18 protein-coding genes are annotated in these 21,769 nt (G+C 64.2%); 9 read left to right on the plus strand and 9 right to left on the minus strand.

Going from position 1 to position 21,769, the window contains the following annotated elements:
- Positions 1–331: 331 nt before the first annotated feature.
- Positions 332–1,450 (minus strand): alanine dehydrogenase, encoded by a 1,119-nt coding sequence (gene ald / locus ARTH_RS08870; RefSeq protein ID WP_011691602.1) that lies wholly within the window; start codon positions 1,448–1,450, stop codon positions 332–334.
- A gap of 218 nt (positions 1,451–1,668) precedes the next feature.
- On the opposite strand from ald, the gene ehuB reads away from it, so the two are divergent.
- The 4 genes from ehuB to ehuA are packed head-to-tail and all read left to right on the plus strand — an operon-like array spanning position 1,669 to position 4,741.
- Positions 1,669–2,562, plus strand: coding sequence for an ectoine/hydroxyectoine ABC transporter substrate-binding protein EhuB (gene ehuB, locus ARTH_RS08875; protein WP_011691603.1), 894 nt, complete (start codon positions 1,669–1,671; stop codon positions 2,560–2,562).
- A 28-nt stretch (positions 2,563–2,590) separates the two neighbouring features.
- Entirely contained in the window at positions 2,591–3,289 is a 699-nt protein-coding gene (gene ehuC, locus ARTH_RS08880) for an ectoine/hydroxyectoine ABC transporter permease subunit EhuC (protein ID WP_011691604.1), read from the plus strand.
- On the plus strand, positions 3,286–3,942 hold the full coding sequence (gene ehuD / locus ARTH_RS08885; protein ID WP_011691605.1) for an ectoine/hydroxyectoine ABC transporter permease subunit EhuD: 657 nt from the start codon (positions 3,286–3,288) through the stop codon (positions 3,940–3,942). Before ehuC ends, ehuD begins: the two co-directional genes overlap by 4 nt.
- Positions 3,926–4,741: an ectoine/hydroxyectoine ABC transporter ATP-binding protein EhuA gene (gene ehuA, locus ARTH_RS08890; protein ID WP_011691606.1), complete on the plus strand. Its 816-nt coding sequence runs from the start codon at positions 3,926–3,928 to the stop codon at positions 4,739–4,741. The genes ehuD and ehuA overlap by 17 nt, the downstream gene beginning before the upstream one ends.
- 1 nt (position 4,742) lies before the next feature.
- Here ehuA and ARTH_RS08895 read toward each other — a convergent pair whose 3' ends face one another.
- A complete protein-coding gene (locus ARTH_RS08895; RefSeq protein ID WP_011691607.1) occupies positions 4,743–5,198 on the minus strand; it encodes a RidA family protein in 456 nt (151 codons plus the stop codon).
- Between the two features lie 44 nt (positions 5,199–5,242).
- Between ARTH_RS08895 and ARTH_RS08900 the strand changes: the two genes are divergently transcribed.
- Positions 5,243–6,010 carry a maleate cis-trans isomerase family protein gene (locus ARTH_RS08900; protein WP_011691608.1) on the plus strand — a complete coding sequence of 256 codons (768 nt, stop codon included), beginning with the start codon at positions 5,243–5,245 and terminating at the stop codon, positions 6,008–6,010.
- Positions 6,011–6,097: 87 nt separating this feature from the next.
- Here the strand turns inward: ARTH_RS08900 and ARTH_RS08905 are convergent, their stop codons facing one another.
- On the minus strand, positions 6,098–6,826 hold the full coding sequence (locus tag ARTH_RS08905; protein WP_011691609.1) for a maleate cis-trans isomerase family protein: 729 nt from the start codon (positions 6,824–6,826) through the stop codon (positions 6,098–6,100).
- 272 nt (positions 6,827–7,098) lie between these two features.
- Here ARTH_RS08905 and ARTH_RS08910 point away from each other — a divergent pair, with 272 nt between their 5' ends.
- Both ARTH_RS08910 and ARTH_RS08915 read left to right on the plus strand, forming a co-directional pair.
- Positions 7,099–7,752: a GntR family transcriptional regulator gene (locus tag ARTH_RS08910; protein WP_011691610.1), complete on the plus strand. Its 654-nt coding sequence runs from the start codon at positions 7,099–7,101 to the stop codon at positions 7,750–7,752.
- Between the two features lie 155 nt (positions 7,753–7,907).
- Positions 7,908–9,299, plus strand: a complete 1,392-nt coding sequence (locus tag ARTH_RS08915) for an MFS transporter (protein WP_011691611.1) — start codon at positions 7,908–7,910, stop codon at positions 9,297–9,299.
- 88 nt (positions 9,300–9,387) lie between these two features.
- Here ARTH_RS08915 and ARTH_RS08920 read toward each other — a convergent pair whose 3' ends face one another.
- The 4 genes from ARTH_RS08920 to ARTH_RS08935 all read right to left on the minus strand — a co-directional run bounded on the left by ARTH_RS08920 (position 9,388) and on the right by ARTH_RS08935 (position 16,884).
- A complete protein-coding gene (locus ARTH_RS08920) occupies positions 9,388–10,803 on the minus strand; it encodes an amidase (protein ID WP_011691612.1) in 1,416 nt (471 codons plus the stop codon).
- Between the two features lie 219 nt (positions 10,804–11,022).
- Positions 11,023–12,516, minus strand: a complete 1,494-nt coding sequence (locus ARTH_RS08925; protein ID WP_011691613.1) for an NAD-dependent succinate-semialdehyde dehydrogenase — start codon at positions 12,514–12,516, stop codon at positions 11,023–11,025.
- The gene (locus tag ARTH_RS08930; protein ID WP_011691614.1) at positions 12,513–15,599 is read right to left on the minus strand and encodes an FAD-binding and (Fe-S)-binding domain-containing protein; all 3,087 of its coding nucleotides are present in this window, start codon (positions 15,597–15,599) and stop codon (positions 12,513–12,515) included. The genes ARTH_RS08925 and ARTH_RS08930 overlap by 4 nt, the downstream gene beginning before the upstream one ends.
- Positions 15,600–15,606: 7 nt before the next feature.
- Positions 15,607–16,884 carry an aspartate aminotransferase family protein gene (locus ARTH_RS08935; RefSeq protein ID WP_011691615.1) on the minus strand — a complete coding sequence of 426 codons (1,278 nt, stop codon included), beginning with the start codon at positions 16,882–16,884 and terminating at the stop codon, positions 15,607–15,609.
- Between the two features lie 64 nt (positions 16,885–16,948).
- Here ARTH_RS08935 and ARTH_RS08940 point away from each other — a divergent pair, with 64 nt between their 5' ends.
- The gene (locus ARTH_RS08940; protein WP_011691616.1) at positions 16,949–17,947 is read left to right on the plus strand and encodes a D-2-hydroxyacid dehydrogenase; all 999 of its coding nucleotides are present in this window, start codon (positions 16,949–16,951) and stop codon (positions 17,945–17,947) included.
- Positions 17,948–18,061: 114 nt separating this feature from the next.
- On the opposite strand, the gene acs is transcribed toward ARTH_RS08940, so the two are convergent.
- A complete protein-coding gene (acs, locus tag ARTH_RS08945; RefSeq protein WP_011691617.1) occupies positions 18,062–20,083 on the minus strand; it encodes an acetate--CoA ligase in 2,022 nt (673 codons plus the stop codon).
- Between the two features lie 25 nt (positions 20,084–20,108).
- Positions 20,109–21,020, minus strand: coding sequence for a pyridoxal 5'-phosphate synthase lyase subunit PdxS (gene pdxS / locus ARTH_RS08950; RefSeq protein WP_011691618.1), 912 nt, complete (start codon positions 21,018–21,020; stop codon positions 20,109–20,111).
- 199 nt (positions 21,021–21,219) lie between these two features.
- Between pdxS and ARTH_RS08955 the strand changes: the two genes are divergently transcribed.
- On the plus strand, positions 21,220–21,729 hold the full coding sequence (locus ARTH_RS08955; RefSeq protein WP_011691619.1) for a DUF3830 family protein: 510 nt from the start codon (positions 21,220–21,222) through the stop codon (positions 21,727–21,729).
- Positions 21,730–21,769 lie beyond the last annotated feature (40 nt).

Genomic DNA, 21,769 nt, shown 5'->3' on the forward strand with positions numbered 1-21,769 from the left:
AAAGTCAGATGGCATCCAGGGCGATTTCCCGGGATGGCCAATCATAATGCGGCCCTAGGGACTGGTGGTGATTGCTGACAATAAGTCTCCAGTTGCTGGGTTCGCCCTTGGCTGAGGGCATGATGCTCCCCTCCGCAATGAAGCGGTGGTTCCCAGTATCACCGAGGGGGGCCCACCATCCGTCTGCAGGGCAGTGGTCGCCGGTCCGCGCACTGCGGGACATGCGGACGTTACGCTCCACGGGGGACTTTAGTTGGATTCGCTTTTTCATGTTTTTCCTTATGAGTATCTTTCTATGACTGAGTTGGGTAGCGGGGGGGGGGGGGGGGGGCTAGGCGGAGACGAGTTCCCGCCAGTCGGTGACGAGGGGCAGGTTGCGCGCCTCCGAGACCGAGTGGTGGGCGACCTGCCCGGCGGCGATGTTGAGGCCGGCTGCGAGGGCGGGGTCCTTCTCGAACGCGGCCTTGACGCCGAGGTTGGCCAGGGCCACGCCGTAGCGCAGGGTCACGTTGGTCAGGGCGTAGGTGGACGTGTTCGGAACCGCGCCGGGCATGTTGGCTACGCAGTAGAAGATCGTGTTGTGGACCTTGTACGTGGGTTCCTGGTGCGTGGTGGGGTGGGTGTCCTCGAAGCAGCCGCCCTGGTCCACTGCGATGTCTACGAGCACGGAGCCGGGCTTCATCCGGGAGACGAGCTCGTTGGTGACCAGCTTGGGGGCCTTTGCGCCCGGGATCAGCACGGAGCCGATGACCAGGTCCGCGTCCACGACGGACTTTTCGATTTCGTACTTGTTGGACGCGACCGTCTTCAGCCGGCCCTGGTACTGGGCGTCGAGTTCGCGCAGGCGGTTGATGTTGATGTCCAGGATGGTCACGTCCGCGCCGAGGCCCAGGGCCATGGCTGCGGCGTTGGTGCCGGCGACGCCGGCGCCGAGGACAACAACCTTGGCCGGGCGGACGCCCGGGACGCCGCCGAGGAGGACGCCCTTGCCGCCGGCGGGGGCCATCAGGGAGGTGGCGCCGACCTGGACGGACAGGCGTCCTGCAACCTCTGACATCGGGGCCAGAAGGGGCAGGGTGCGGCCTTCCTGGACCGTCTCGTAGGCGATCGCGGTAACGCCGGAGTTGATGAGCTCCCGGGTCAGTTCGGGCTCGGCGGCCAGGTGCAGGTAGGTGAAGAGGATCAGGCCCTTGCGGAAGCGGTGGTATTCCGCGGCGATGGGCTCCTTGACCTTCATGACCATGTCGGCGCGGGCCCAGACGTCATCGGCTTCGGTGACGATCTCGGCGCCGGCGATGGCGTATTCCTCGTCCGTGATGCCTGAGCCCAGGCCTGCGCCGCGTTCCACCAGGACGGTGTGGCCGTGGGTGCGGAATTCGTGGACACCGGCGGCGGTGATGGCCACGCGGAATTCGTTGTTCTTGATCTCTCTGGGGACACCGATGATCATCTTAAGGCTTCCAATCTTGGGGTTTTTCTGTGGACCCCCACGGGGCCGGACCGGTCCGGAATGCCGGGGTGGCTCAGCATGGATTCACATTGGCCATATAATCGCACATTCGGATTGTTGACAATACTACATGCTTATCTTAGTTTTGTGTTACATGGATCACAGGGACGCGATTCCTGCTTAGTGCCGGCGACGATGCCGGTCGAATGGAGTTCAAAATGTCAAGTCACATTTCACGGCGGAACCTCCTGCGCGGCGCCGGTGCGGCAGCCTTGGGAATCTCGGTGGCAGGCTGGGTAACCAGCTGTTCCACCGTTCCCGTCGGCGGCCCTGCAACAGGGGCCACCACCAACCTGCTGGACACTGCGAAGGAGCAGGGCTTCATCCGGGTTGGCATCGCCAATGAGCCGCCGTACACCCAGGTCAGCCCGGACGGGAAAGTCACCGGTTGTGAGCCTGATGTCCTTCGCGCGGTCTGCAAGCGCCTGGGCATCGACGAGGTCCAGGGCATCATCACGCCGTACGAGTCCATGATTCCGGGGCTCAATGCCAACCGCTGGGATGTCATTGCGGCGGGCCTCTTTATGAAGCAGTCGCGGTGTTCCCAGGTTCTCTACTCGGAGCCGGTTATCGTTTCCACCGAGTCCTTCGCCATGCCGAAGGGCAACCCGAAGGGCATCCTGACGGTCGCTGACATCATTGCCAACCCCGCGCTGCGCATTGCCGTCCTGCCGGGCGGGTTCGAGGAAGGGGTCCTGAAGGCGGCCAAAGTTCCCGCCAGCCAGCAGGTCAAGGTCAATGACGGCCGCAGCGGCCTTGAGGCGCTCACGGCAAACCGGGCGGACGCCTTCATGCTCCCCACCCTGTCCCTTAAGTCACTTGCAGAGAATGACGGCAGCTTCGATATCACAGCACCGATCAAAGACGCTCCCCGCACGGGCTCGGGTGCTGCTTTCCGCAAGGCTGACACGTCCTTCCACGAGGCTTACAACAGGGAGCTTGCCGCGTTCAAGGCCACTCCTGAGTTTGGCGCGATCCTCACCAAGTGGGGCTTCGATCCGACCGTAGTCGAAGGGGCCACTGCGGAGGAACTATGCAAGACCGAGGGCTGATCCGCGGGAAACGGAAGGGGAGTACCGCGTGGACGCGATAATCGAATATGCACCCCTGCTGTGGCAGGGGCTGCTGACCACCCTGCTGGTGACTGTACTAGGCGGCGCGCTGTGCCTGGTAGTCGCATTTGCTGCGGGCTTGGCGCGACTCTCCAAGCATTGGATTCTGCGGTGGCCGGCCGGCGTCTTCATTGAGGTGTTCCGCGGAACGTCCCTGCTGGTGCAGATGTTCTGGCTGTTTTTCGCGCTGCCGTTCTTTGGGATCCAGCTCCATCCGCTGACGGCCGCAGTCCTGGCTCTCGGCCTCAACGAGGGTGCCTATGCCGCTGAAGTGGTCCGCGGCGCCATCGCCAGCCGGGCCAAGGGGCAGACGGAGGCCTGTATTGCCTTGGGCATGGAACCGGCCCTGAGGCTCCGCAGAATCATCATTCCGCAGTCCATCCCTGCCATGCTGCCGCCATTCGGCAATGTCATGGTGGACCTGTTGAAGAACACGTCGCTGGTCTCTCTGGTCACGGTGGCGGACCTGACCTTCAGTGCACAGATGATCCGCAGCACTACGGGGCAGACCACTGCCATCTTCATCACCATTCTGGTGATGTATTTCGCCCTGTCGTACTTGTTGACCCTGCTGACCAGCTGGTTGGAGAAGCGTTTCGCTCTTGACCGTAAGGCCCTGACCCTGCAGAAGAAGGAAAACACTCTGATGACGATGGGTGCAGCATGATTTGGGATAACAATTTTGCGATTTCCGTTCTCCCGGTCCTGTTGCAGGGCCTCTGGACCACGGTTCACATCACCGTGATGGGAACGCTTTTGGCGGCCGGCTTGGGGCTTGTCTTCGCTGTTCTCCGAAGGCTTGCCATACCCGTGGTGTCACCGGTGGTTTCCTTCCTGGTGGTGTTTGTCCGCGGCACGCCGCTGCTGGTGCAGGCCTACGTTGCATTCTTTGTGCTGCCTGCCTACGGCGTCAGTTTCGATGCACTCACCACCGGCATTGTGGTGATCGGCATCAATTACAGCGCTTACATGGCGGAGGTCTACCGCAGCGGCATCCAGGGTGTTCCTACCGGCCAATGGGAAGCGGCGACGGCGCTCAGCCTCCCCGGTTCCCGGACCTGGGGCCGCATCATCCTGCCACAGGCCATCCGGACCGTGGTCCCGATGCTCGGCAACTACCTCATCCAGATGTTCAAGGACTCGGCAGTCCTGTCCGCCATCACGGTGGTTGAACTCATGGCAACAGCCCAGGCCATCGGAAGCTCAAGCTTCCGTTACCTGGAACCCCTCACCCTCGCAGCGCTGCTGTTCCTGGCAGTCAGCTACCCGGCCTCCCGGCTGGTCAACAGATTGGAGCGGCGCTATGCGCCCCAGCACTGAACCCCAACCCCGGACCGCAGGCGTTGTCCTGCCTCCGGAACCGCTCATCCGGTTCGAGAACGTCAGCAAGAACTGGGGAACGAACCATGTTCTGAAGTCCCTGAATTTTGACGTTGCGCCGGGGGAGAAGGTGTCCATCATTGGGCCCTCCGGCTCCGGCAAGACCACCATCCTCCGCATCCTGATGACGCTGGAAACCCCTAGCGAAGGAAGGGTTACTGTGGACGGAGATACCCTGTGGGACGTCACCCGTGGCCAGAAAGTGCGCGAAACCAGGCAGCTGCGCGAGACCCGCAAGAAGATCGGCATGGTCTTCCAGCAGTTTAACCTGTTCCCGCACATGACCGCCTTGGAGAACATCATCGAGGCGCCCGTCCATGTGCTCGGCATGGGTAAGGCCGAGGCGCGCGAACGCGCGGCCGAACTGCTGAACCTGGTGGGCCTGGGCAAACACATGAACCACACGCCGCCGCAGATGTCCGGCGGACAGCAGCAGCGCGTGGCCATTGCCCGGGCACTGGCCATGCGGCCTAAGGTGCTGCTGTTCGACGAACCCACCTCAGCGCTGGACCCCGAGCTCATCGGCGAAGTCCTGAACGTGATCCGCAACCTGGCCCACACCACGGACATGACCATGCTGATGGTCACGCACGAGATGCGCTTCGCGGAAGAGATCTCGGACCGGGTGGTGATGTTCGACAACGGCGCTGCCGTGGAGAGCGGACCGCCGGCCCAGATCTTCAAGAACCCGCAGCAGGAGCGGACCCGGAGCTTCCTCCGGGCCGTCTTGCAGCACTGAGCTAGTCGCTGCGGCGGCTCGCGATCAGCGAGATCTCCACGGGTGCGCCGTCGGGCAGGCTGGAAACGCCGACGGCGGCGCGCACCGGCCGTCCCAGCTCGCCGAAGTAGGACACCAGTACCTCGGACGCGCCGTTCATCACCAGCGGATGGTCCGTGAAGTCGCTGCCGGCAGCGACGTAACCGGTCATGGAGACGATCTCGCCAATGCGGTCCAGCCCGCCGGCATGGGCCGCAAGGGACGCCAGACAGTTCAGAACTGCGGTGGCTGCAGCAGACTGTCCTTCCGCAACCGTCAGTTGCTCCCCGACCCGCCCGCGGCATTCGAGGTGTCCCTGTACGGCTGAGGTGTGGCCTGCTGTGTAGAGAACACCGGCTATTTCGCGCACCGGCACGTAGTTCCCGGCCGGAACCGGGGTGGGGGGAAGCGGTGTGATCGGTTTCTGATTGTCGTCCATAATTAGCCATTGTAGACAATTGAACAAATGTGAGAAAGTGATTCATGACACTTGAACAAAACCCCGCCCTGGCGCCCGTTTCCGATCTGCCGGGTCCGCAGGCGTGGCGCGACATCGGCGTCGTCTGTCCCTTCGACATGGCCCTTGACCACGAGCTGTGGCGGTGGATGCCTGACGGGGTGAACCTCATTTTCACCCGCACTCCCTACTACGACCAGCCGGTGGGCCTGGACATGGCAGAGGAGATCAGCGATCACGGCGAGATCCAGGACGCCGTCCGCAGCGTGATGGCCATCAGCCCGGCTGTGGTGGCGTACGCCTGCACGTCCGGCAGCTTTGTCCATGGCGTCCAGGGCGCGAGGAACCTTTCCAAAGCCATGGTGTCGGCAGGTGCTCCCGCGGCGGTGACCACCTCGGAAGGACTGCTCATGGCCCTGGATGCCCTGGGGGTGACCCGGGTTGCTGTGGCCACGCCGTATCTCGCCGAGCTGACCGACCGGTTGACGTCCTTCCTTGAGCAGGGCGGGAAGTCGGTGGTCTCGCACGAGGGGCTGGGCCTGGACCGGGATATCTGGAAGGTCCCTTATGCCACCACCTGTGAGCTCATCCGCCAGGCGGACCGTCCTGACGCGGAGGTAATCTTCGTCAGCTGCACCAACCTGCCCACATATGACCTGATTGCCCGAATGGAGCAGGAATTGGGGAAACCGGTAATCACGGCCAACCAGGTAACCGCGTGGGGCGCGCTGCGGCTGATGGGCCGCGAAGCCGTGGGGCCGCACCAGGCCCTGCTTCAGGCCACGAAAGGCTAGCTCAACCCGCGTTACCCCGCACAAAAAAGACCTCCGGGCCATCGGATGAACCGACGGCCGGGAGGTCTTTTCTGTTTCACGACAGGGTTAGCGGCGGAACAGGCTGCCCAGCTGGTCGGAGTGCACCGTACGGCCGGCGAGCTGCAGGCCGTACCAGGCGGTCACCTGATTGGCCGTCAGGACGGTCTTTCCGAGGACCGACTCCAGCTCATTAAGCCAGCGGACAGTATGCAGGGCGGTATCCGGGATCAGGACAGCTTCGGCGTCCGGCGCGTTGGCGCTTCGGGCCAGTTCAACCACGCCGTCGTGGTCCAACTCGCCGGCGTCTTCGCCTGAAGCAATGTCGTGGGAGGCAAGATCGAGGACCTGGATATCCTGGTGGCCAAGCAGCTCCACGAAATGGCGGGAGACGTCGTCGGGGTAGGTCGCCGATACAGACACCTTGGAGATACCCAGATGCCGCAGTGCAGCGGCGAAAGCCAGCGAGGTGGAGGACGTGGGGACATTAATGACGTCCTGGATCTCTCGCACCTGCTGGTGCGCGCCGTCCCAGCCGAAAACGAAACTGCCGGACGTACACGCCCACATAACGGCGTCGGGGCTGTACTTCCGCACGATCTCACCGGCGCCCTCGAGCAGCCGCTCAGACTTGCCGAGGTCCAGCAATGCCTGAACCTCATGTGTGGTGATTTCGTCAGGTCCGCCTACCGAGGTGTGGACCACGGGCAGATGAATGTCCTCTCCCAGGATCGACTCCAGGTACGGGTATTCATCCTCGGCACTGTGGCCGGGGTAAAGCATTCCAACAGTTGTCATGATTTCTCCTGTGAGACGGGCCGCATGTCCGGCAGAAGCATATTTCAACCGCCGCAGAAATAGCATACAGTTTGATTGTCGACAATCGAAGCCCCGCCCGACCCTCATTGTCAAACCAGGACGATCGGGCGACAGGGAGCAGCGGACGCAAGCGTCTGCCTAGTAAACTGTTAAATTGTCAACTATGAGACATGATGGTTTTGACCGCTAATAGTTCCAGAACTCAACCAGGTCCGCTTGGTGGAGCTCGCTGCAGCAAGGACGGAAACAGGATGAAAAGGGGAGCCCTAGACCCGGTCGTACAGGAGTCCACTCCGGCCATTATCGCCCGCAAAATCCGCGACGCTATTGCCCGCGGTGACTTCGCTCCGGGCGTCCAGCTCGGAGAAGCCGAACTGGCCAAAGAACTGGGCGTCAGCCGCGGCCCTCTGCGCGAGGCCATGCAGCGCCTCACCCAGGAAGGGTTGCTGGTCAGTCATCGGAACCGGGGCCTCTTTGTGGTCTCGATGGACGAGGACGACTTCCGGGACATCTATCTGGCCCGCTCCGCTGTTGAGGCTGCCGCCATCGGCCGCGTGATCAGCACCGACCCCCTGGGTAGCGCCGCCAAGCTGATGGAAACTGTGCGAGCCATGGAGAATGCGGCCGAGTCCCCGAACAGTGAGGCGATGACCGAAGCGGATATGAGCTTCCACGCCCTTCTGGTAGAGCTCGCCGGGAGTCCACGCCTGAAGAAAATGCACAACACACTTTTGACGGAGACGCAGATGTGCCTTAATGCCCTCAAGAGCACTTACGACACGGCCGATCGGCGTATTGCCGAGCATAAGGGCATCGCGGAGGCCATCTCCCGCGGTGACTCGGACCTCGCCGAGAAGCTCATGGCGGAGCACATGGATGACGCGCTGATGCGGCTGATCCCCTAAGCGCCTTTGATGCACCCTGAGCTTTCCCGGAAGGGCCGCCGGTGCAATATGTTGACGGACCTTGGCTAGGCCCACTCCGCAACTCACCTATTGTCAACAATAGGACATGAGGGTAGTGTGATGAGCGATACATTTGCTCCCAATCGAGGATTGTCATGTCTAACGCACCACATGGCGCCGGCTCCGGCGCGGAGTTCACGACTCCAGACGAAACGTCCCCCGCAGGCAAAAAAGTGCTCCACCGGGCCATCGCTGCCTCTGCTATGGGTAATGCCACTGAATGGTTCGATTACGGCGTTTATGCCGTAGCCGCCACGTACATCACCGCCAACTTCTTCCCCGGCGAAGGCGCCATGGGAACAGTCTGGACGCTCGCCACCTTTGCCCTTTCCTTCCTCGTGCGGCCGCTGGGCGGGCTGTTCTGGGGTCCCCTGGGTGACAGGATCGGACGCAAGAGGGTCCTGGCGCTGACCATCATCCTGATGGCTGGCTCAACCTTCGCCATTGGCCTTCTCCCGACGCATTCGCTGGCCGGCTGGCTGGCCCCGGCCCTGCTGGTCCTGCTGCGCATGATCCAGGGATTCTCAACCGGCGGGGAGTACGGCGGTGCGGCTACATTCATGGCCGAATACGCACCGGACAAGAAGCGCGGCTTCTATGGCAGCTTCCTTGAGTTCGGCACGCTGGGCGGCTTCGCCCTCGGGTCCCTCGTGGTTCTGCTCTGCACCCTGCTCCTGGGTGAAGGCTCCATGACTGAATGGGGCTGGCGGCTTCCCTTCCTGATTGCCGGTCCGATGGGCATCATCGGCATGTACCTGCGTAACAGGCTTGAAGACACCCCGGTCTTCCGCGAACTGGAGGCCAGCGGGGAGCTGGAACCAGCCACGAGCACCGCTCTGAGAGACCTGCTGAGGGATTACTGGCGCCCCATGCTGATCATGGCCGGCCTCGTCATTCCGCTAAATGTTGTCAACTACACCCTGCTTAGCTACATGCCTACGTACCTTGAGGGTTCGGTGGGTATGGATGCCAACACGGTGCTGACTCTGATGTTCGTGGGGCAGATCGCCATGATGCTGATGATTCCGCTGGCTGGCGCCCGCTCCGACAAGATCGGACGCAAGCCAATGTGGTTCTTCTCCCTGATCGGCCTGTTTGTGATGGCCATCCCGATGTACATGATCATGGCTAACGGCTTCTGGTTTGCGATGCTCGGGTTCGCCGTTCTGGGTCTGCTGTATCTTCCGCAGCTGGCAACTATTTCCGCCACCTTCCCGGCCATGTTCCCCACCCAGGTCCGTTATGCCGGCTTTGCGATTACCTACAACGTCAGCACGGCGATCTTTGGCGGGACTGCACCGATGATGAACGAGCTTTTGGTGAATGCCACGGGCAATGTCCTGATGCCGGCATACTACATGATGGGTGCCTGCCTGATCGGTTTGGTGGCCGTGTGGAAGATGCAGGAGACTGCCGGGGCTTCGCTTCGCAACATGAAGATCCCCGGAATCAAGAAGATGCCCGTTCCGCGCCGTCTGGAGAGGTAGCTGCACGCCGGACACGTCCCGGGCCGCAGAAAGCCCCCGGCTGCTCCTGAATTCAGGAGCAGCCGGGGGCTCTTTCGTGCGGGTACTGCTAGCTGCGGCTGGTCGTGATGCGTGCCGGCCGTTCCGTGCCCCAGGCAGCGGCCCTCTCATAGGCCTGCGCTGCGCGGAGCACCTTGCGGTCGGCGTGGCGTGGGCCGATGATCTGCAGGCCGGCCGGAAGGCCTGCCCGGGTGAAGCCGCAGGGGACGCTGACGGCGGGCTGCTGGGTCATGTTGAACGGGTACGTATACGGCGTCCAGCTGGTCCAGTTCGGGGAATGCCAGCCTTCTGGCGCATCAGTGCCGCGGGGGAAGGCCGGAATGGGAAGCGTAGGAGTCAGGAGCAGATCGTAGGTCTCGTGGAAGAGGCCCATCTTCACCCCCAGGTCCATCCGCACAGCGGTGGCGTCCAGGAAGTCCGAGGCGCTGAGATCGCCCTGTTCCTCGATGGAACGGCGCAGCCCGGGATCCACCTTGGTGATGGCGTCCGGGCCGTAAGCCTCAAGTACTTTGGCTGCACCGGCAAACCAGAGGACGTGGAAGGCCTCAACCGGGTCCTGGATGCCGGGATCCACTTCCTCGATGATGGCGCCGGCGTCGGCCAGGACCACAACCGCAGCCCCGACCAGCCGCTCGATTTCCGGATCGTTGGTACCGAAGCCCAGGGTGGGCGAGAACGCGATCCGCATGCCCTTTACGCCGTCGTTTAGGCCGTCCAGGAAGGACCGGGTGGGCGTGGGAAGGGCTGACCAGTCGCGTGAATCGAAGCCGGTAATGACGTCCAGCAGCAACGCCGTGTCTTCCACGGTGCGGGTCATGGGGCCCGCGTGCGCCAGGGTACCAAACGGGCTTGCAGGGAACATGGGGACCAATCCGTACGTGGGCTTGATGGCCACTGTCCCGGTGAAGGCTGCGGGGATGCGGACAGAGCCCCCGCCATCGGTCCCCACGGACCAGGGGCCCATGCCCAGGCCAACAGCAGTGGCGCTGCCGCCGCTCGAGCCGCCGGACGTGAGACCTGCCGCCCGCGGGTTCCCGGTGGAGCCGTGCCGCAGTGAATCGGTGACGCCCTTCCAGGCGAACTCCGGGGTGGTGGTCTTGCCGATCAGCACGGCGCCTGTTTCCCGCAGCCTGGCGACGCAGGGCGCGTCCTGATCCCACGCCGCGTCGGCGTTAATGAGGTTGGTGCCGCGCAGCGTGGCCCAGCCGCGGGTGTAGAAGATGTCCTTGATGGAGGTGGGGACGCCGTCACCGGGGCCCAGGGGCTGGCCCTTGCGCCACCTGCCCTCCGACTCGCGGGCTTCCTGTAGTGCGCTCTCAGCTTCAACCGAGACAAAAGCGTTGACGTCCTTGTCCGCCGCTTCAATGGCATCCAGGGCAGCTTGGGTGGCGTCCACAGGGGAGATTGTGCCCTCGCGGTAGCCCGCCAACAGCTCTACCGCTGTCAGGTCGGTCAGATCACTCATTCTTTTCCTCCTACTGGTCACTACGTGTTTGCGTGTTAAGTGCGTGGAACCAGAATCGACGTTTTAACCCTCCCCCACTTTTCGCGCGTTTTACCCCCAACGCTCTCTCACCTTCCGGAGAATCCCTTGGTAAAGGTGAGAGAGCGTTTGGTGTTTCGTTGCGAAAGGTGAGAGAGGGTTGGGGTTTTTCCTGCGAAAGGTGAGAGAGGGTGGCAGTCTTTAGACGCGCGGGATTGCCATGTACTTGATCTCCAGGAACTCGTCCAGGCCCACGCGTCCGCCTTCACGGCCCAGGCCGGAGGCCTTGATGCCGCCGAACGGCGCTGCCGGGTTGGAGACGATGCCCGTGTTCAGGCCAACCATGCCTACCTCGAGTTCGTCGCCGACGCGGAAGGCGCGGTCCAGGTCCTGGGTGAACACGTAGCTGGCCAGGCCCCACGGGGTGTCGTTGGCCAGCCGGACCACTTCCTCTTCGGTGTCGAAGGGGATGATTGGGGCCACCGGGCCGAAGATTTCCTCGCTCATCAGTGCGGCGTCGGAGCTGACATCGGACAGCACGGTGGGGGAGTAGAAGTAGCCTTTGCCCTCGGGGCGGGACCCGCCGCAGATCACGGTGGCGCCCTTGGAAACGGCGTCATCCACGAGTTCCTGGACCTTGTTCAGCGCTTTCTCCTCCACGAGGGGGCCGACGTCGGTGCCGTCCACTGCGCCGTCGCCCACTTTCAGGGCACCGAGCCGCTTGGCGAGCCGGGCGGAGAAGTCGGCGGAAACGGAGCGCTGGACGAAGATGCGGTTGGCGGCTGTGCAGGCCTCGCCCATGTTCCGCATCTTGGCGGCGAACGCACCTTCCACGGCGCGGTCCAGGTCTGCGTCCTCGAACACGATGAGGGGTGCGTTTCCGCCCAGTTCCATCGAGGAGCGCATGACGTTCTTGGCCGCCTGCTCCAGCAGGCGCACGCCCACGCCGGTGGAACCGGTGAAGCTGACCTTGCGGGCAATGCCGCTTTCCATCCACGGGGTCACCACCTCTGAGGCTTTGGTGGTGGTGACAACGTTCAGTACGCCTTTGGGGAGGCCGGCCTCGATCAGGATGTCCGCCAGCGCCAGCGAGGACAGCGGGGTGAGGTTGGCCGGCTTGAAGACTATGGTGCAGCCCGCTGCGATGGCGGGGCCGATCTTCCGGGTGCCCATGGCCAGCGGGAAGTTCCAGGGCGTCACCAGGACGCACGGGCCAACCGGCTCCTTCGTGACCAGAATGCGGTTCTTGCCGTCGCCGGTGGTGGTCATGTCACCGCCGATGCGGACGGCTTCCTCCGAGAACCAGCGGAAGAACTCGGCGGCGTAGGCCACCTCGCCCTTGGCCTCGGCGAAGGGCTTGCCCATTTCCGTGGTCATGATCAGGGCCAGCTCGTCCTGGCGGGCCATGATCAGATCGAAGGCGCGGCGCAGGATCTCGCTGCGCTCCCGGGGTGCGGTCTTGGCCCACTGCTTCTGCACGCGGCCGGCGGTTTCGATGGCGCGGCGGGCGTCCTCGGGGCCGCCGTCGGCGACGGAAGCGATGACTTCCTCGGTGGCGGGGTTGATGACGTCGAACCGGGCGCCGGAGGCCGCTTCGGCCCATTCTCCGTCAATGTAGAGGTTGGTGCTGACCTTGGCGACGGCGTCGAGCGCCTTCTGCGAGGTCTGCGGGTTGGTGGTTGCCTGGATGCTCATGAGGGATCCTTTTCTTGGGTGGAAGGGAGTGGCTGGCGGCTGGTTTGGGACATCACTGCCGCCTGTTCGCCGGGGTCGAGAAGTTGGGCCAGGTGCCGGCCAGGTCGGGAGTCATCGAGCTGTTTGACCTGCATGGCGCAGGAGAAGCCGTCTGTGAGGACCACAGAGTCGGCCTCCGTCTGGTGCAGGGCCGGGGCCAGGGACTGTTCGGCCACCAGCATGCTGACGTCGAAGTGCTCCTTTTCGAATCCGAAGTTGCCGGCAACGCCGCAGCAGCCGGTGGTGTCCACGACGCTGGCCACGCCCACCGCGCCGAGCGCAGAGCGTTGGGTGCCGGCTCCGAAGACGGAGTACTCGTGGCAGTGCGTCTGCAGCACCACCTTCTTCGGCAGGGGCTGCGCCGGCGTCGGTTTCCAGCCCGTTTTGGTGAGCTCTTCGATGTGCGATGCGAAGCTGCGCACACGTGCCGCGACTCGGCGGGCCTGGTCCGTGTGGACCAGTTCGGGAAGGTCCTTGCGCAGCGCAGCGGCGCAGCTGGGTTCCACCACCACGATCGGACGGTCCGTGCCGTCGTCGAGTGCCACTGCGGCCTGGCCCATCAGCTTCTTGGCGGTGTCCAGCTGGCCGGTGGATATCCAGGTCAGGCCGCAGCAGGCGTCCGCCGAGCATTCCGTGGTGGAGCCTGAATTAGCGAGGACGCGGGCCGCGGCGCCAGCCACCTCCGGCCGGAAGCCTCGGGTAAAGGTATCCACGAACAGCACCACGCCGTCGGCATCCGGCCTGGCGCCGCCGTCGTACCTGGTAACGGGCCGGACGCCGGCCGCCGCCACTTCGCGGCGCCACTCACTGGCACCCGCGAAGCGGGGCAGCGCCCGCCGGGTGGTGAGACCGCCCAAGGCGGAAGCTGCCTTGGCGAGCGGTGTGGACATCAGGGCGTTGACCAGTGGCGCGATCCGGCCCGTGATCTTGAGCCAGCGGGGCAGCCAGCCCAGGGAGAAGTGGGACATCGGGCGGAGCTTGCCCTCGTAGTAGTGGGAGAAGAATTCGGATTTGTAGGTGGCCATGTCGACGCCAGTGGGGCAGTCGCTGGAGCAGGCTTTGCAGGACAGGCAGAGGTCCAGGGCTTCGCGGACCTCCTCCGACTTCCACCCTTCTTCCACCGTACGGGCGCCGCGGACCATGTCCTGGAGCACGCGGGAGCGGCCGCGGGTGGAATCCTTTTCATCCTTTGTGGCGCGGTAGCTGGGGCACATCACGCCGCCGGAATCCGTGCGGCAACGGCCCACGCCGATGCAGCTCTGGAGCGCGTGGACCCATGGGTCCGTGCCGCTGCCTGCAGACGTTTCCGGTGAGTCGGTGTGTGTGGTGGATCCGCCGCCGGCGCCGAGCGGGCGCAGGTCGAAGCTGGTGCGCCACTGCCGTTGCGGAATGCCCTCCAGTGCCAGGTTGCCGTCCATGGGATCGGGTTCGGTCAGGGATCCGGGGTTGAGTATTCCCGCAGGGTCCCAGGTGCGCCGGTAGGTGGCGAAGGCCGCCAGCATGCGCGGGGAGTACATCAGGGGCAGCAGTTCCGAGCGTGCCCGGCCGTCGCCGTGTTCGCCGGAGAGCGAGCCGCCGTGGCGGACCACCAGTTCGGCGGCTTCCTTGGTGAAGGCACGGAATACGGCCCGGCCGGTCTCGGTGCGCAGGTCGTAGGTGATACGGATGTGCATGCAGCCGGCACCGAAGTGGCCGTACATAACGCCCGTGAGGTGATGGCGGTCCAGGAGCTCGCGGAAATCCGAGAGGTAGTCGGCCAGGTTTTCCGGTGCGACGGCGGAGTCCTCCCAGCCGGGCCAGGACTCGCCGCCGGTGGAGAGCCGGGCGGAAAGCCCGGCGCCGTCCTCGCGGACACGCCAGAGGGCCGCCCGTTCCTGGAGGTCCGGGATGGTCCGTCCGTCCACCAGCCGGCCGTTTTCCTTGAGCCGGGCCAGTAGCCGGTCCGCTTCGGCGCGGACTTGGTCCGGGTTGTCGCCGTCGAGGTCAACGTAGAGCCAGGCTTTACCCTCGGGCAGGCCCGTCACGGAGCCGTCGCCGCGGCGGAAGCGCATGGTGTCCACGATGGCCGCGTCGATGCCTTCGACGGCGGCCGGTGAAAACTCCAGTATGGTCATGATGTCGCGCGCCGCGTCCACCACATCCGCATAGCCCAGACACACCAGCAAGGCGCTGGCAGGCTTGGGGACGAGCTTCATCCGTGCGCCCACAATGATGGCGCAGGTACCTTCGGACCCGGTGAGGGCGCGGGCCATGTTGAACCCGTTTTCCGGCAGTAGGTTGGCCAGGTGGTACCCGGAAACCTGGCGCTGGATGCGTTCCAGCTCCAGACGGAACTCGGACAGGTGGTTGTGGGCCAGGTCCTTGAAAGACGAGGACAGGGCTACAGCGCGGGCTTCCGCGGTCTTATCTTCCGGGTTTGTGGCACGCAGCCCCGTGGCAGTAGCGGTGAGCTGGGCGCCGTCGGACGTGACGACGTCGATCTCTGCCACGTGGTCAGACGTCCGGCCATAACGGACCGAATGATTGCCGCAGGCATCATTCCCAATCGAACCGCCCACGGTGGCGCGGTTCTTGGAGGACGGGTCCGGGGCGAACGTGAAGCGGTTGCCCGTTGCCTTCTCCACGTCACGAGAGAGGACGGCGAGTACGACACCGGGGTCCACTGCCACGGTGCCGGAGGTCTCGTCGATCGCGTGGATCGTGTTCATGTAGCGGGAAAAGTCCAGCACGACTCCGGGACCCATGGCGTTGCCCGCCATGGACGTCCCGCCGCCGCGGCCGATCAGCGGCGTTGCTGTTTCACGGCACGCAGCAACAACGGCAACGACGTCCTCCACTGTCCGCGGAAACACCACAGCCAGCGGGGGCACCCGGTAGTTGGACGCGTCATAGGAGTATTCCGCAAGCCGGCGCGGTGAACTATCCGCCGCCACACCCGCCGAGGCCAGGTGTTCCAGGACGGCCGGTTGGCCGGCGTCCGGCGCCCCGGACCGGCGGCTGCCGCCCGTTGCCGGGCGCGCGGGGGGGTGAACGGCATCAATCATGAGTGGCTCAGGATCCAGCGGACACGGCTACGGACCCGACGACGGCGGCGACGGCGGCTTCGAAGAGTTGGAGGCCTGTGGTGATTTCTTCGGCGGTGACCACGAGGGCGGGGATGAGGCGGACGACGTTCCCTGCGGGACCGCACGTGAGGGTGAGCAGGCCCTCGGCAGTCGTGGCCTGCTGGACCGCGGCTGCCGTGGCGGAATCGGGGGTACCTTCTTCCGTGGTGAACTCGATGCCCTGCATCAGGCCCTTGCCCCGGACGTCCCCGATGACGGGGAACCGGGCCTGGATATCGTTTAGCCCGGCCTGGAGTTGCTCGCCGCGGATCCGGGAGTTCTCCACGAGCCCTTCGTCCCGGACGACGTCCAGGGTCGCGACGCCAGCGGCGGCGGAGACGGCGTTGCCGCCGTAGGTCCCCCCCTGGGAGCCGGGCCAGCCCTTGGACATCGTTTCGGTCGAGGCGGCGATCGCGGAGATCGGGAAGCCCGAAGCGATGCCTTTGGCGGTGATCAGGATGTCCGGGGTCGCGGTGGAGTACTGGTGTCCCCAGAACTTGCCCATCCGGCCCACCCCGGCCTGGACCTCGTCAAAGATCAGCTGGATGCCGTGCCGGTCCGCGCGTTCACGCAGGCCTTCGAGGAACGCCGGCGGTGTCGGCAGGTATCCGCCGTCACCGAGTGCCGGTTCGATCAGGAACGCTGCGGTATCGTTCGGCGCGGTGCGGGTCTGCAAAAGATAATCGAGTTCCTGCAACGCGAACGCCACCGTGGCGGCCTCGTCCCACCCGTACCGGTACGCGTAAGGGAACGCGGACATGTGCACCCCGGACATCAGCGGAGAGAACCCGGCGGAGAACTTCGTCCCGGCCGTTGTCAGCGACGCCGCAGCCACGGTCCGGCCGTGGAAGCCACCTTGGAACACCACAATGTTCGGCCGGCCCGTGGCCATCCTGGCCAGACGGATCGCAGCCTCCACCGCTTCCGAACCGGAATTGGCATAAAACACCGAGTCCAGGCCCTCCGGCAACACCTCGCCCAGCTTCTCGGTCAACGCCAGCAACGGCTTATGCATCACCGTTGTGTACTGCGCATGAATAATTTTCCCCGCCTGCTCACGGGCAGCCTCCACCACCCGAGGATGACAGTGACCGGTACTAGTCACTCCGATCCCGGTGGTGAAATCCAGATACGACTTGCCGTCGGTGGCGTGAATCCAGCTGCCAAGGGCATGATCAACGACCAGCGGGGTTGCTTGCTTTAGAAGAGGGCTAAGAGAAGTCATGGATCCAATTGTCCCCGAAATTGAATGATTGTCAACAATCGGCAAGTGCGTTTAGAGTGGAGGCGTGGACACACTAAATGAAACGCCGGACACGACGCGCCGGCCAAAGGTTGTCATTCTGACGACGGAGGGCGTTGCTCCTCCCCATAACCTCGATAACATCCGGCAGCAGGCCGATGTGGTGATGACAGATGCGGCCGGCCTGTCCGGGGCGCTTCCGGGCGCCGAGGTCATTTTCCTCTGGGACTTCTTCTCCACTGCACTGCGGGATGCTTGGCACCACGCCGATTCGCTTCGCTGGGTGCATGTTGCGGCTGCGGGCGTGGACTCCCTGCTCTTCGATGAACTGCGCGAGTCCGACGTTCTGGTCACCAACGCCCACGGTGCCTTCGACGCGTCCATCGCAGAGTTTGTGCTTGCCTCGATCCTCGCGCACGACAAGCAGCTGCACATCAGCAAGGACCTTCAGCAGCAGACGGTGTGGAAGCACCGCGAGGTCCAGCGGACGGCCGGACAGAACGCCCTGGTGGTCGGCACCGGGGGCATCGGGCGGGCTACAGCCAGGCTCCTGAAAGCCGTGGGCCTGAATGTCCTCGGCGCCGGGCGAACCGTGCGCAGCCAGGATGCCGACTTCAACGAGGTGGTTTCCAGCGCAGACTTGGCCGCCCACGCCGGCTGGGCGGACCACATGGTGATGATCGCCCCTTTGACCGAGGACACGCGCAGCATTCTCAGCGCCGAGGTGTTGCAGGCGATGAAGCCATCCGCGCACGTCGTGAATGTCGGCCGGGGCGCCCTCGTTGACGAAGACGCTCTGGTGGAGGCTCTCCGGAACGGTGACATCGCGGCAGCCTCGCTGGATGTCTTCCATGTTGAACCGCTGCCGGCCGACCATCCGTTCTGGGGCATGGACAACGTCCACATTTCCGCCCACATGTCCGGCGATGTCGTTGGCTGGCGCGAGACGCTTGCCAACCAATTCGAAAAGAACCTGGGCCTCTGGCTGCACAGCAGGCCCCTGGTCAACCGGGTGGACAAGAAACTGGGCTACGTCACGAAGTAGCTTCCTACCTAACCAGGTAGCCCACTCCCGCACCAAGACATAAAGTCCGACGGCGACGGCGCCGCCCATCGTGGTGGGAATCGCCGTCGCCGTACTTTACTTGAGTGATCAGATCTACTTGCGCAGTGAGCTGGCGATCTGGGCCATGACGGTGTTATCCGCCAGGGTGGTGGCATCGCCGACTTCACGGCCTTCGGCGACGTCTTTGAGGAGGCGGCGCATGATCTTGCCGGAACGGGTCTTGGGCAGTTCGGGCACCACCAGGATGGTCTTGGGCTTGGCGATCGGGCCGATCTCCTTGCTTACGTGGTTGCGGAGTTCCTGGACGATTGCATCCCCGGAGTCCACGGCGTCTTCGCGGAGGATCACGAATGCGACGACGGCCTGCCCGGTGGTTTCGTCGGCGGCGCCGACCGCGGCCGCTTCCGCAACCGCGGGGTGGCTGACCAGGGCCGATTCGATCTCCGCGGTGGAGAGCCGGTGGCCGGAAATGTTCATCACGTCGTCAACGCGGCCCAGCAGCCAGACGTCGCCGTCGTCGTCCTTTTTCGCGCCGTCGCCGGCGAAGTACATGGTCTCGAAACGGGACCAGTAGGTTTCCTTGAACCGCTCCGGATCACCCCAGATGCCGCGCAGCATGGCCGGCCAGGGCTCGCGGATCACCAGGAAGCCGCCATGGCCGTTGGGCACGGACTCGCCGAGCTCATCCACCACGTCCACGGCGATGCCGGGCAGCGGTACCTGGGCGGAGCCGGGCTTGGTGGCGGTGACGCCCGGCAGCGGGGCGATCATCTGGGCGCCCGTTTCGGTCTGCCACCAGGTGTCCACGATCGGAGCGGGGTTCTCCTTCTTTTCGCCGTTCTTTCCCGCGTTGGCGCCAATGACGTCGCGGTACCACATCCACGCCTCGGGGTTGATGGGTTCGCCCACGGAGCCCAGGACGCGAATGGAGGAGAGATCGAACTTGGCCGGGATCTCCTTGCCCCACTTCATAAAGGTGCGGATCGCGGTGGGGGCGGTGTACAGGATGGACACCTTGTACTTCTCCACGATCTCCCACCAGCGGCCCTGGTGCGGGGAGTCCGGGGTGCCTTCGTACATGACCTGGGTGGCGCCGTTGATCAGCGGGGCGTAGGCGACGTATGAGTGGCCGGTGATCCAGCCGACGTCGGCGGTGCACCAGTACACATCCGTTTCCGGATGGAGGTCGAACACTGCCTTGTGCGTGTAGGCGCCCTGGGCAAGGTAGCCGCCGGTGGTGTGCAGGATGCCCTTGGGCTTGCCCGTGGTGCCTGAGGTGTAGAGGATGAACAGCGGGTGCTCGGAGTCGTGGCCCACGGCCTTGTGCTCGGCTGAGGCAGTCCCGACGGTGTCCGCCCACCAGTGGTCCCGGCCTTCGTGCCAGTCAACGTCCTGGCCGTTGCGCTTGACGACGACGACGTTCTCGACCGTGTGGCCGCTCCCGTCTCCTTCGTGGGACAGTGCGTCGTCCACTGCATGCTTGAGGGAACTGGGCTTGCCGCGCCGGTAGGTGCCGTCGGCCGTAACCACAAGCTTTGCGCCGGCGTCGTCTATCCGGGAACGAAGTGCCTCGGCGGAGAAGCCGCCGAACACTACGGAGTGGATGGCGCCGATCCGGGCGCAGGCCAGGAGGGTGATGACAGCCTCGGGAATCATGGGCAGGTAAACGGCCACGCGGTCGCCCTTGGCCACGCCGAGGGATTCGAATGCGTTCGCGGCCTTCTTCACTTCTTCGGTGAGCTCAGCGTATGTGTAGGCTCGGCTGTCGCCCGGCTCGCCTTCGAAGTAAATGGCCACCCGGTCCCCGTTGCCGGCTTCGACGTGGCGGTCCAGGGCGTTGTATGCGGCGTTGATTTCGCCGCCGACGAACCACTTTGCGAAGGGCGGATTGGACCAGTCCAGGGTTTCAGTGAAGTCCTTGCTCCAGGTGAGCAGTTCCCGGGCCTTCTTTGCCCAGAATGCGGGACGGTCGGCATCGGCCTCTGCATAGTCCGCGGCGGTGACCACCGCGTTGGCGGCGAACTCCGGTGACGGGGCGAACTTGCGGTTCTCCTGCAACACGCCAGCGGAGGCCGGGGGCGGGGGATCTTCACGGACTGGTTCGGTGATTGGCACGGTTGTCCTTTCCAACATGAAGTGGTTACCAGCCGCGCTCGGCGAGGCGGTGCGGCTGGGGGATTTCGTCGACGTTGATGCCGACCATGGCTTCGCCCAGGCCGCGGGAGGCCTTGGCGATGACGTCGGGGTCATCGAGGAAGGTGGTGGCCTTTACGACGGCGGCGGCACGCTGGGCGGGGTTGCCGGACTTGAAGATACCGGAACCGACGAACACGCCGTCGGCGCCGAGCTGCATCATCATCGCGGCGTCGGCCGGGGTGGCGATGCCGCCGGCGGTGAACAGGACCACCGGGAGCTTGCCGGCGGCAGCAACTTCCTTGACCAGTTCGTACGGGGCCTGCAGTTCCTTGGCCGCGACGTAGAGCTCGTCCTCGGGCAGGGCGGCGAGCTTGGCGATCTCGGAACGGATCTGGCGCATGTGGCCGGTGGCGTTGGAGACGTCGCCGGTGCCGGCTTCGCCCTTGGAGCGGATCATGGCCGCGCCCTCGTTGATGCGGCGCAGCGCCTCGCCGAGGTTGGTGGCGCCACAGACGAAGGGAACCTTGAAGTTCCACTTGTCGATGTGGTTGACGTAGTCGGCCGGGGTCAGGACCTCGGACTCGTCGATGTAGTCCACGCCGAGGGACTGCAGGACCTGGGCTTCGACGAAGTGGCCGATCCGGGCCTTGGCCATGACCGGCACGGACACGGCATCAATGATCTGGTCGATCATGTCCGGATCGGACATGCGGGACACGCCGCCCTGGGCACGGATATCGGCCGGAACACGTTCCAGCGCCATCACGGCCACGGCCCCGGCGTCTTCGGCGATGCGGGCCTGCTCGACGTTGACGACGTCCATAATGACGCCGCCCTTGAGCATCTCGGCCATGCCACGCTTGACGCGGCTGCTGCCCGTGACGCTGTTGGATGCTACTTTTTCGTTTTGGCTCATACCGGGCCTCTTTACCGCTGGATCGATTACTATTGTCGACAATACTACGTGGCTGGACCGCGCTCCCGCTATGGCCTTGAATCATGAATATTGTCGGTAGGATTGTTGACAATCTTGCTCTGTCCACATAGCCTGAGGTCAATCCGAAAGCAGCGTGCACTTCAAGGTGCACCTCAACTCCAGGAAGTTAGGCAGAAACATGGCCCGGTACATCAACATCACCCTTGAGAAGCGGGGAGTCACCTGCAAGGCGCTTCTCCTCGACGACGTCGCGCCACGCACGAGCAAAGCGGTCTGGGACGCCCTGCCGCAGAGTAGCCAGGTGTTCCACGGCAAGTACGCCCGGAACGAGATCTACAACCTGGTTCCGGCCTTCGCTCCGAAGGAGCCCGGCGCCGAGAACACCACGGTCACCCCGATCCCCGGCGACGTTTGCTACTTCACATTCACGTCCAACGATCTGAAGACGCCCTCGCATGGCTACGAGGCGGATTCGGGCACTGATGAGGTCCAGACCATCGTTGACCTGGCTGTCTTCTACGGCCGCAACAACCTGCTGCTCAACGGCGACACAGGCTGGGTTCCCGGAAACGTGTTTGCCACCATCGTTGAAGGCCTGGACGAGATGGCGGCGGCCTGCCAGGACATCTGGATGGGCGGCGCGCGCGATGAGACGCTGACCTTCTCCCGCGCTGAGGACACTGCGTAATAGCCGCATATCACATGTCTCAGTATCTAAGCGATGAAAA

The sequence above is a fragment of the Arthrobacter sp. FB24 genome (assembly GCF_000196235.1).
In the GTDB taxonomy this organism is placed as follows: Bacteria; Actinomycetota; Actinomycetes; order Actinomycetales; family Micrococcaceae; genus Arthrobacter.

Coding starts and splice junctions, on each gene's coding strand:
- ald (WP_011691602.1), bottom strand. CDS start 1,450: ATGATCATCGGTGTCCCCAGAGAGATCAAGAACAACGAATTCCGCGTG.
- ehuB (WP_011691603.1), top strand. CDS start 1,669: ATGTCAAGTCACATTTCACGGCGGAACCTCCTGCGCGGCGCCGGTGCG.
- ehuD (WP_011691605.1), top strand. CDS start 3,286: ATGATTTGGGATAACAATTTTGCGATTTCCGTTCTCCCGGTCCTGTTG.
- ehuA (WP_011691606.1), top strand. CDS start 3,926: ATGCGCCCCAGCACTGAACCCCAACCCCGGACCGCAGGCGTTGTCCTG.
- ARTH_RS08895 (WP_011691607.1), bottom strand. CDS start 5,198: ATGGACGACAATCAGAAACCGATCACACCGCTTCCCCCCACCCCGGTT.
- ARTH_RS08900 (WP_011691608.1), top strand. CDS start 5,243: ATGACACTTGAACAAAACCCCGCCCTGGCGCCCGTTTCCGATCTGCCG.
- ARTH_RS08905 (WP_011691609.1), bottom strand. CDS start 6,826: ATGACAACTGTTGGAATGCTTTACCCCGGCCACAGTGCCGAGGATGAA.
- ARTH_RS08910 (WP_011691610.1), top strand. CDS start 7,099: ATGAAAAGGGGAGCCCTAGACCCGGTCGTACAGGAGTCCACTCCGGCC.
- ARTH_RS08915 (WP_011691611.1), top strand. CDS start 7,908: ATGTCTAACGCACCACATGGCGCCGGCTCCGGCGCGGAGTTCACGACT.
- ARTH_RS08920 (WP_011691612.1), bottom strand. CDS start 10,803: ATGAGTGATCTGACCGACCTGACAGCGGTAGAGCTGTTGGCGGGCTAC.
- ARTH_RS08925 (WP_011691613.1), bottom strand. CDS start 12,516: ATGAGCATCCAGGCAACCACCAACCCGCAGACCTCGCAGAAGGCGCTC.
- ARTH_RS08930 (WP_011691614.1), bottom strand. CDS start 15,599: ATGATTGATGCCGTTCACCCCCCCGCGCGCCCGGCAACGGGCGGCAGC.
- ARTH_RS08935 (WP_011691615.1), bottom strand. CDS start 16,884: ATGACTTCTCTTAGCCCTCTTCTAAAGCAAGCAACCCCGCTGGTCGTT.
- pdxS (WP_011691618.1), bottom strand. CDS start 21,020: ATGAGCCAAAACGAAAAAGTAGCATCCAACAGCGTCACGGGCAGCAGC.
- ARTH_RS08955 (WP_011691619.1), top strand. CDS start 21,220: ATGGCCCGGTACATCAACATCACCCTTGAGAAGCGGGGAGTCACCTGC.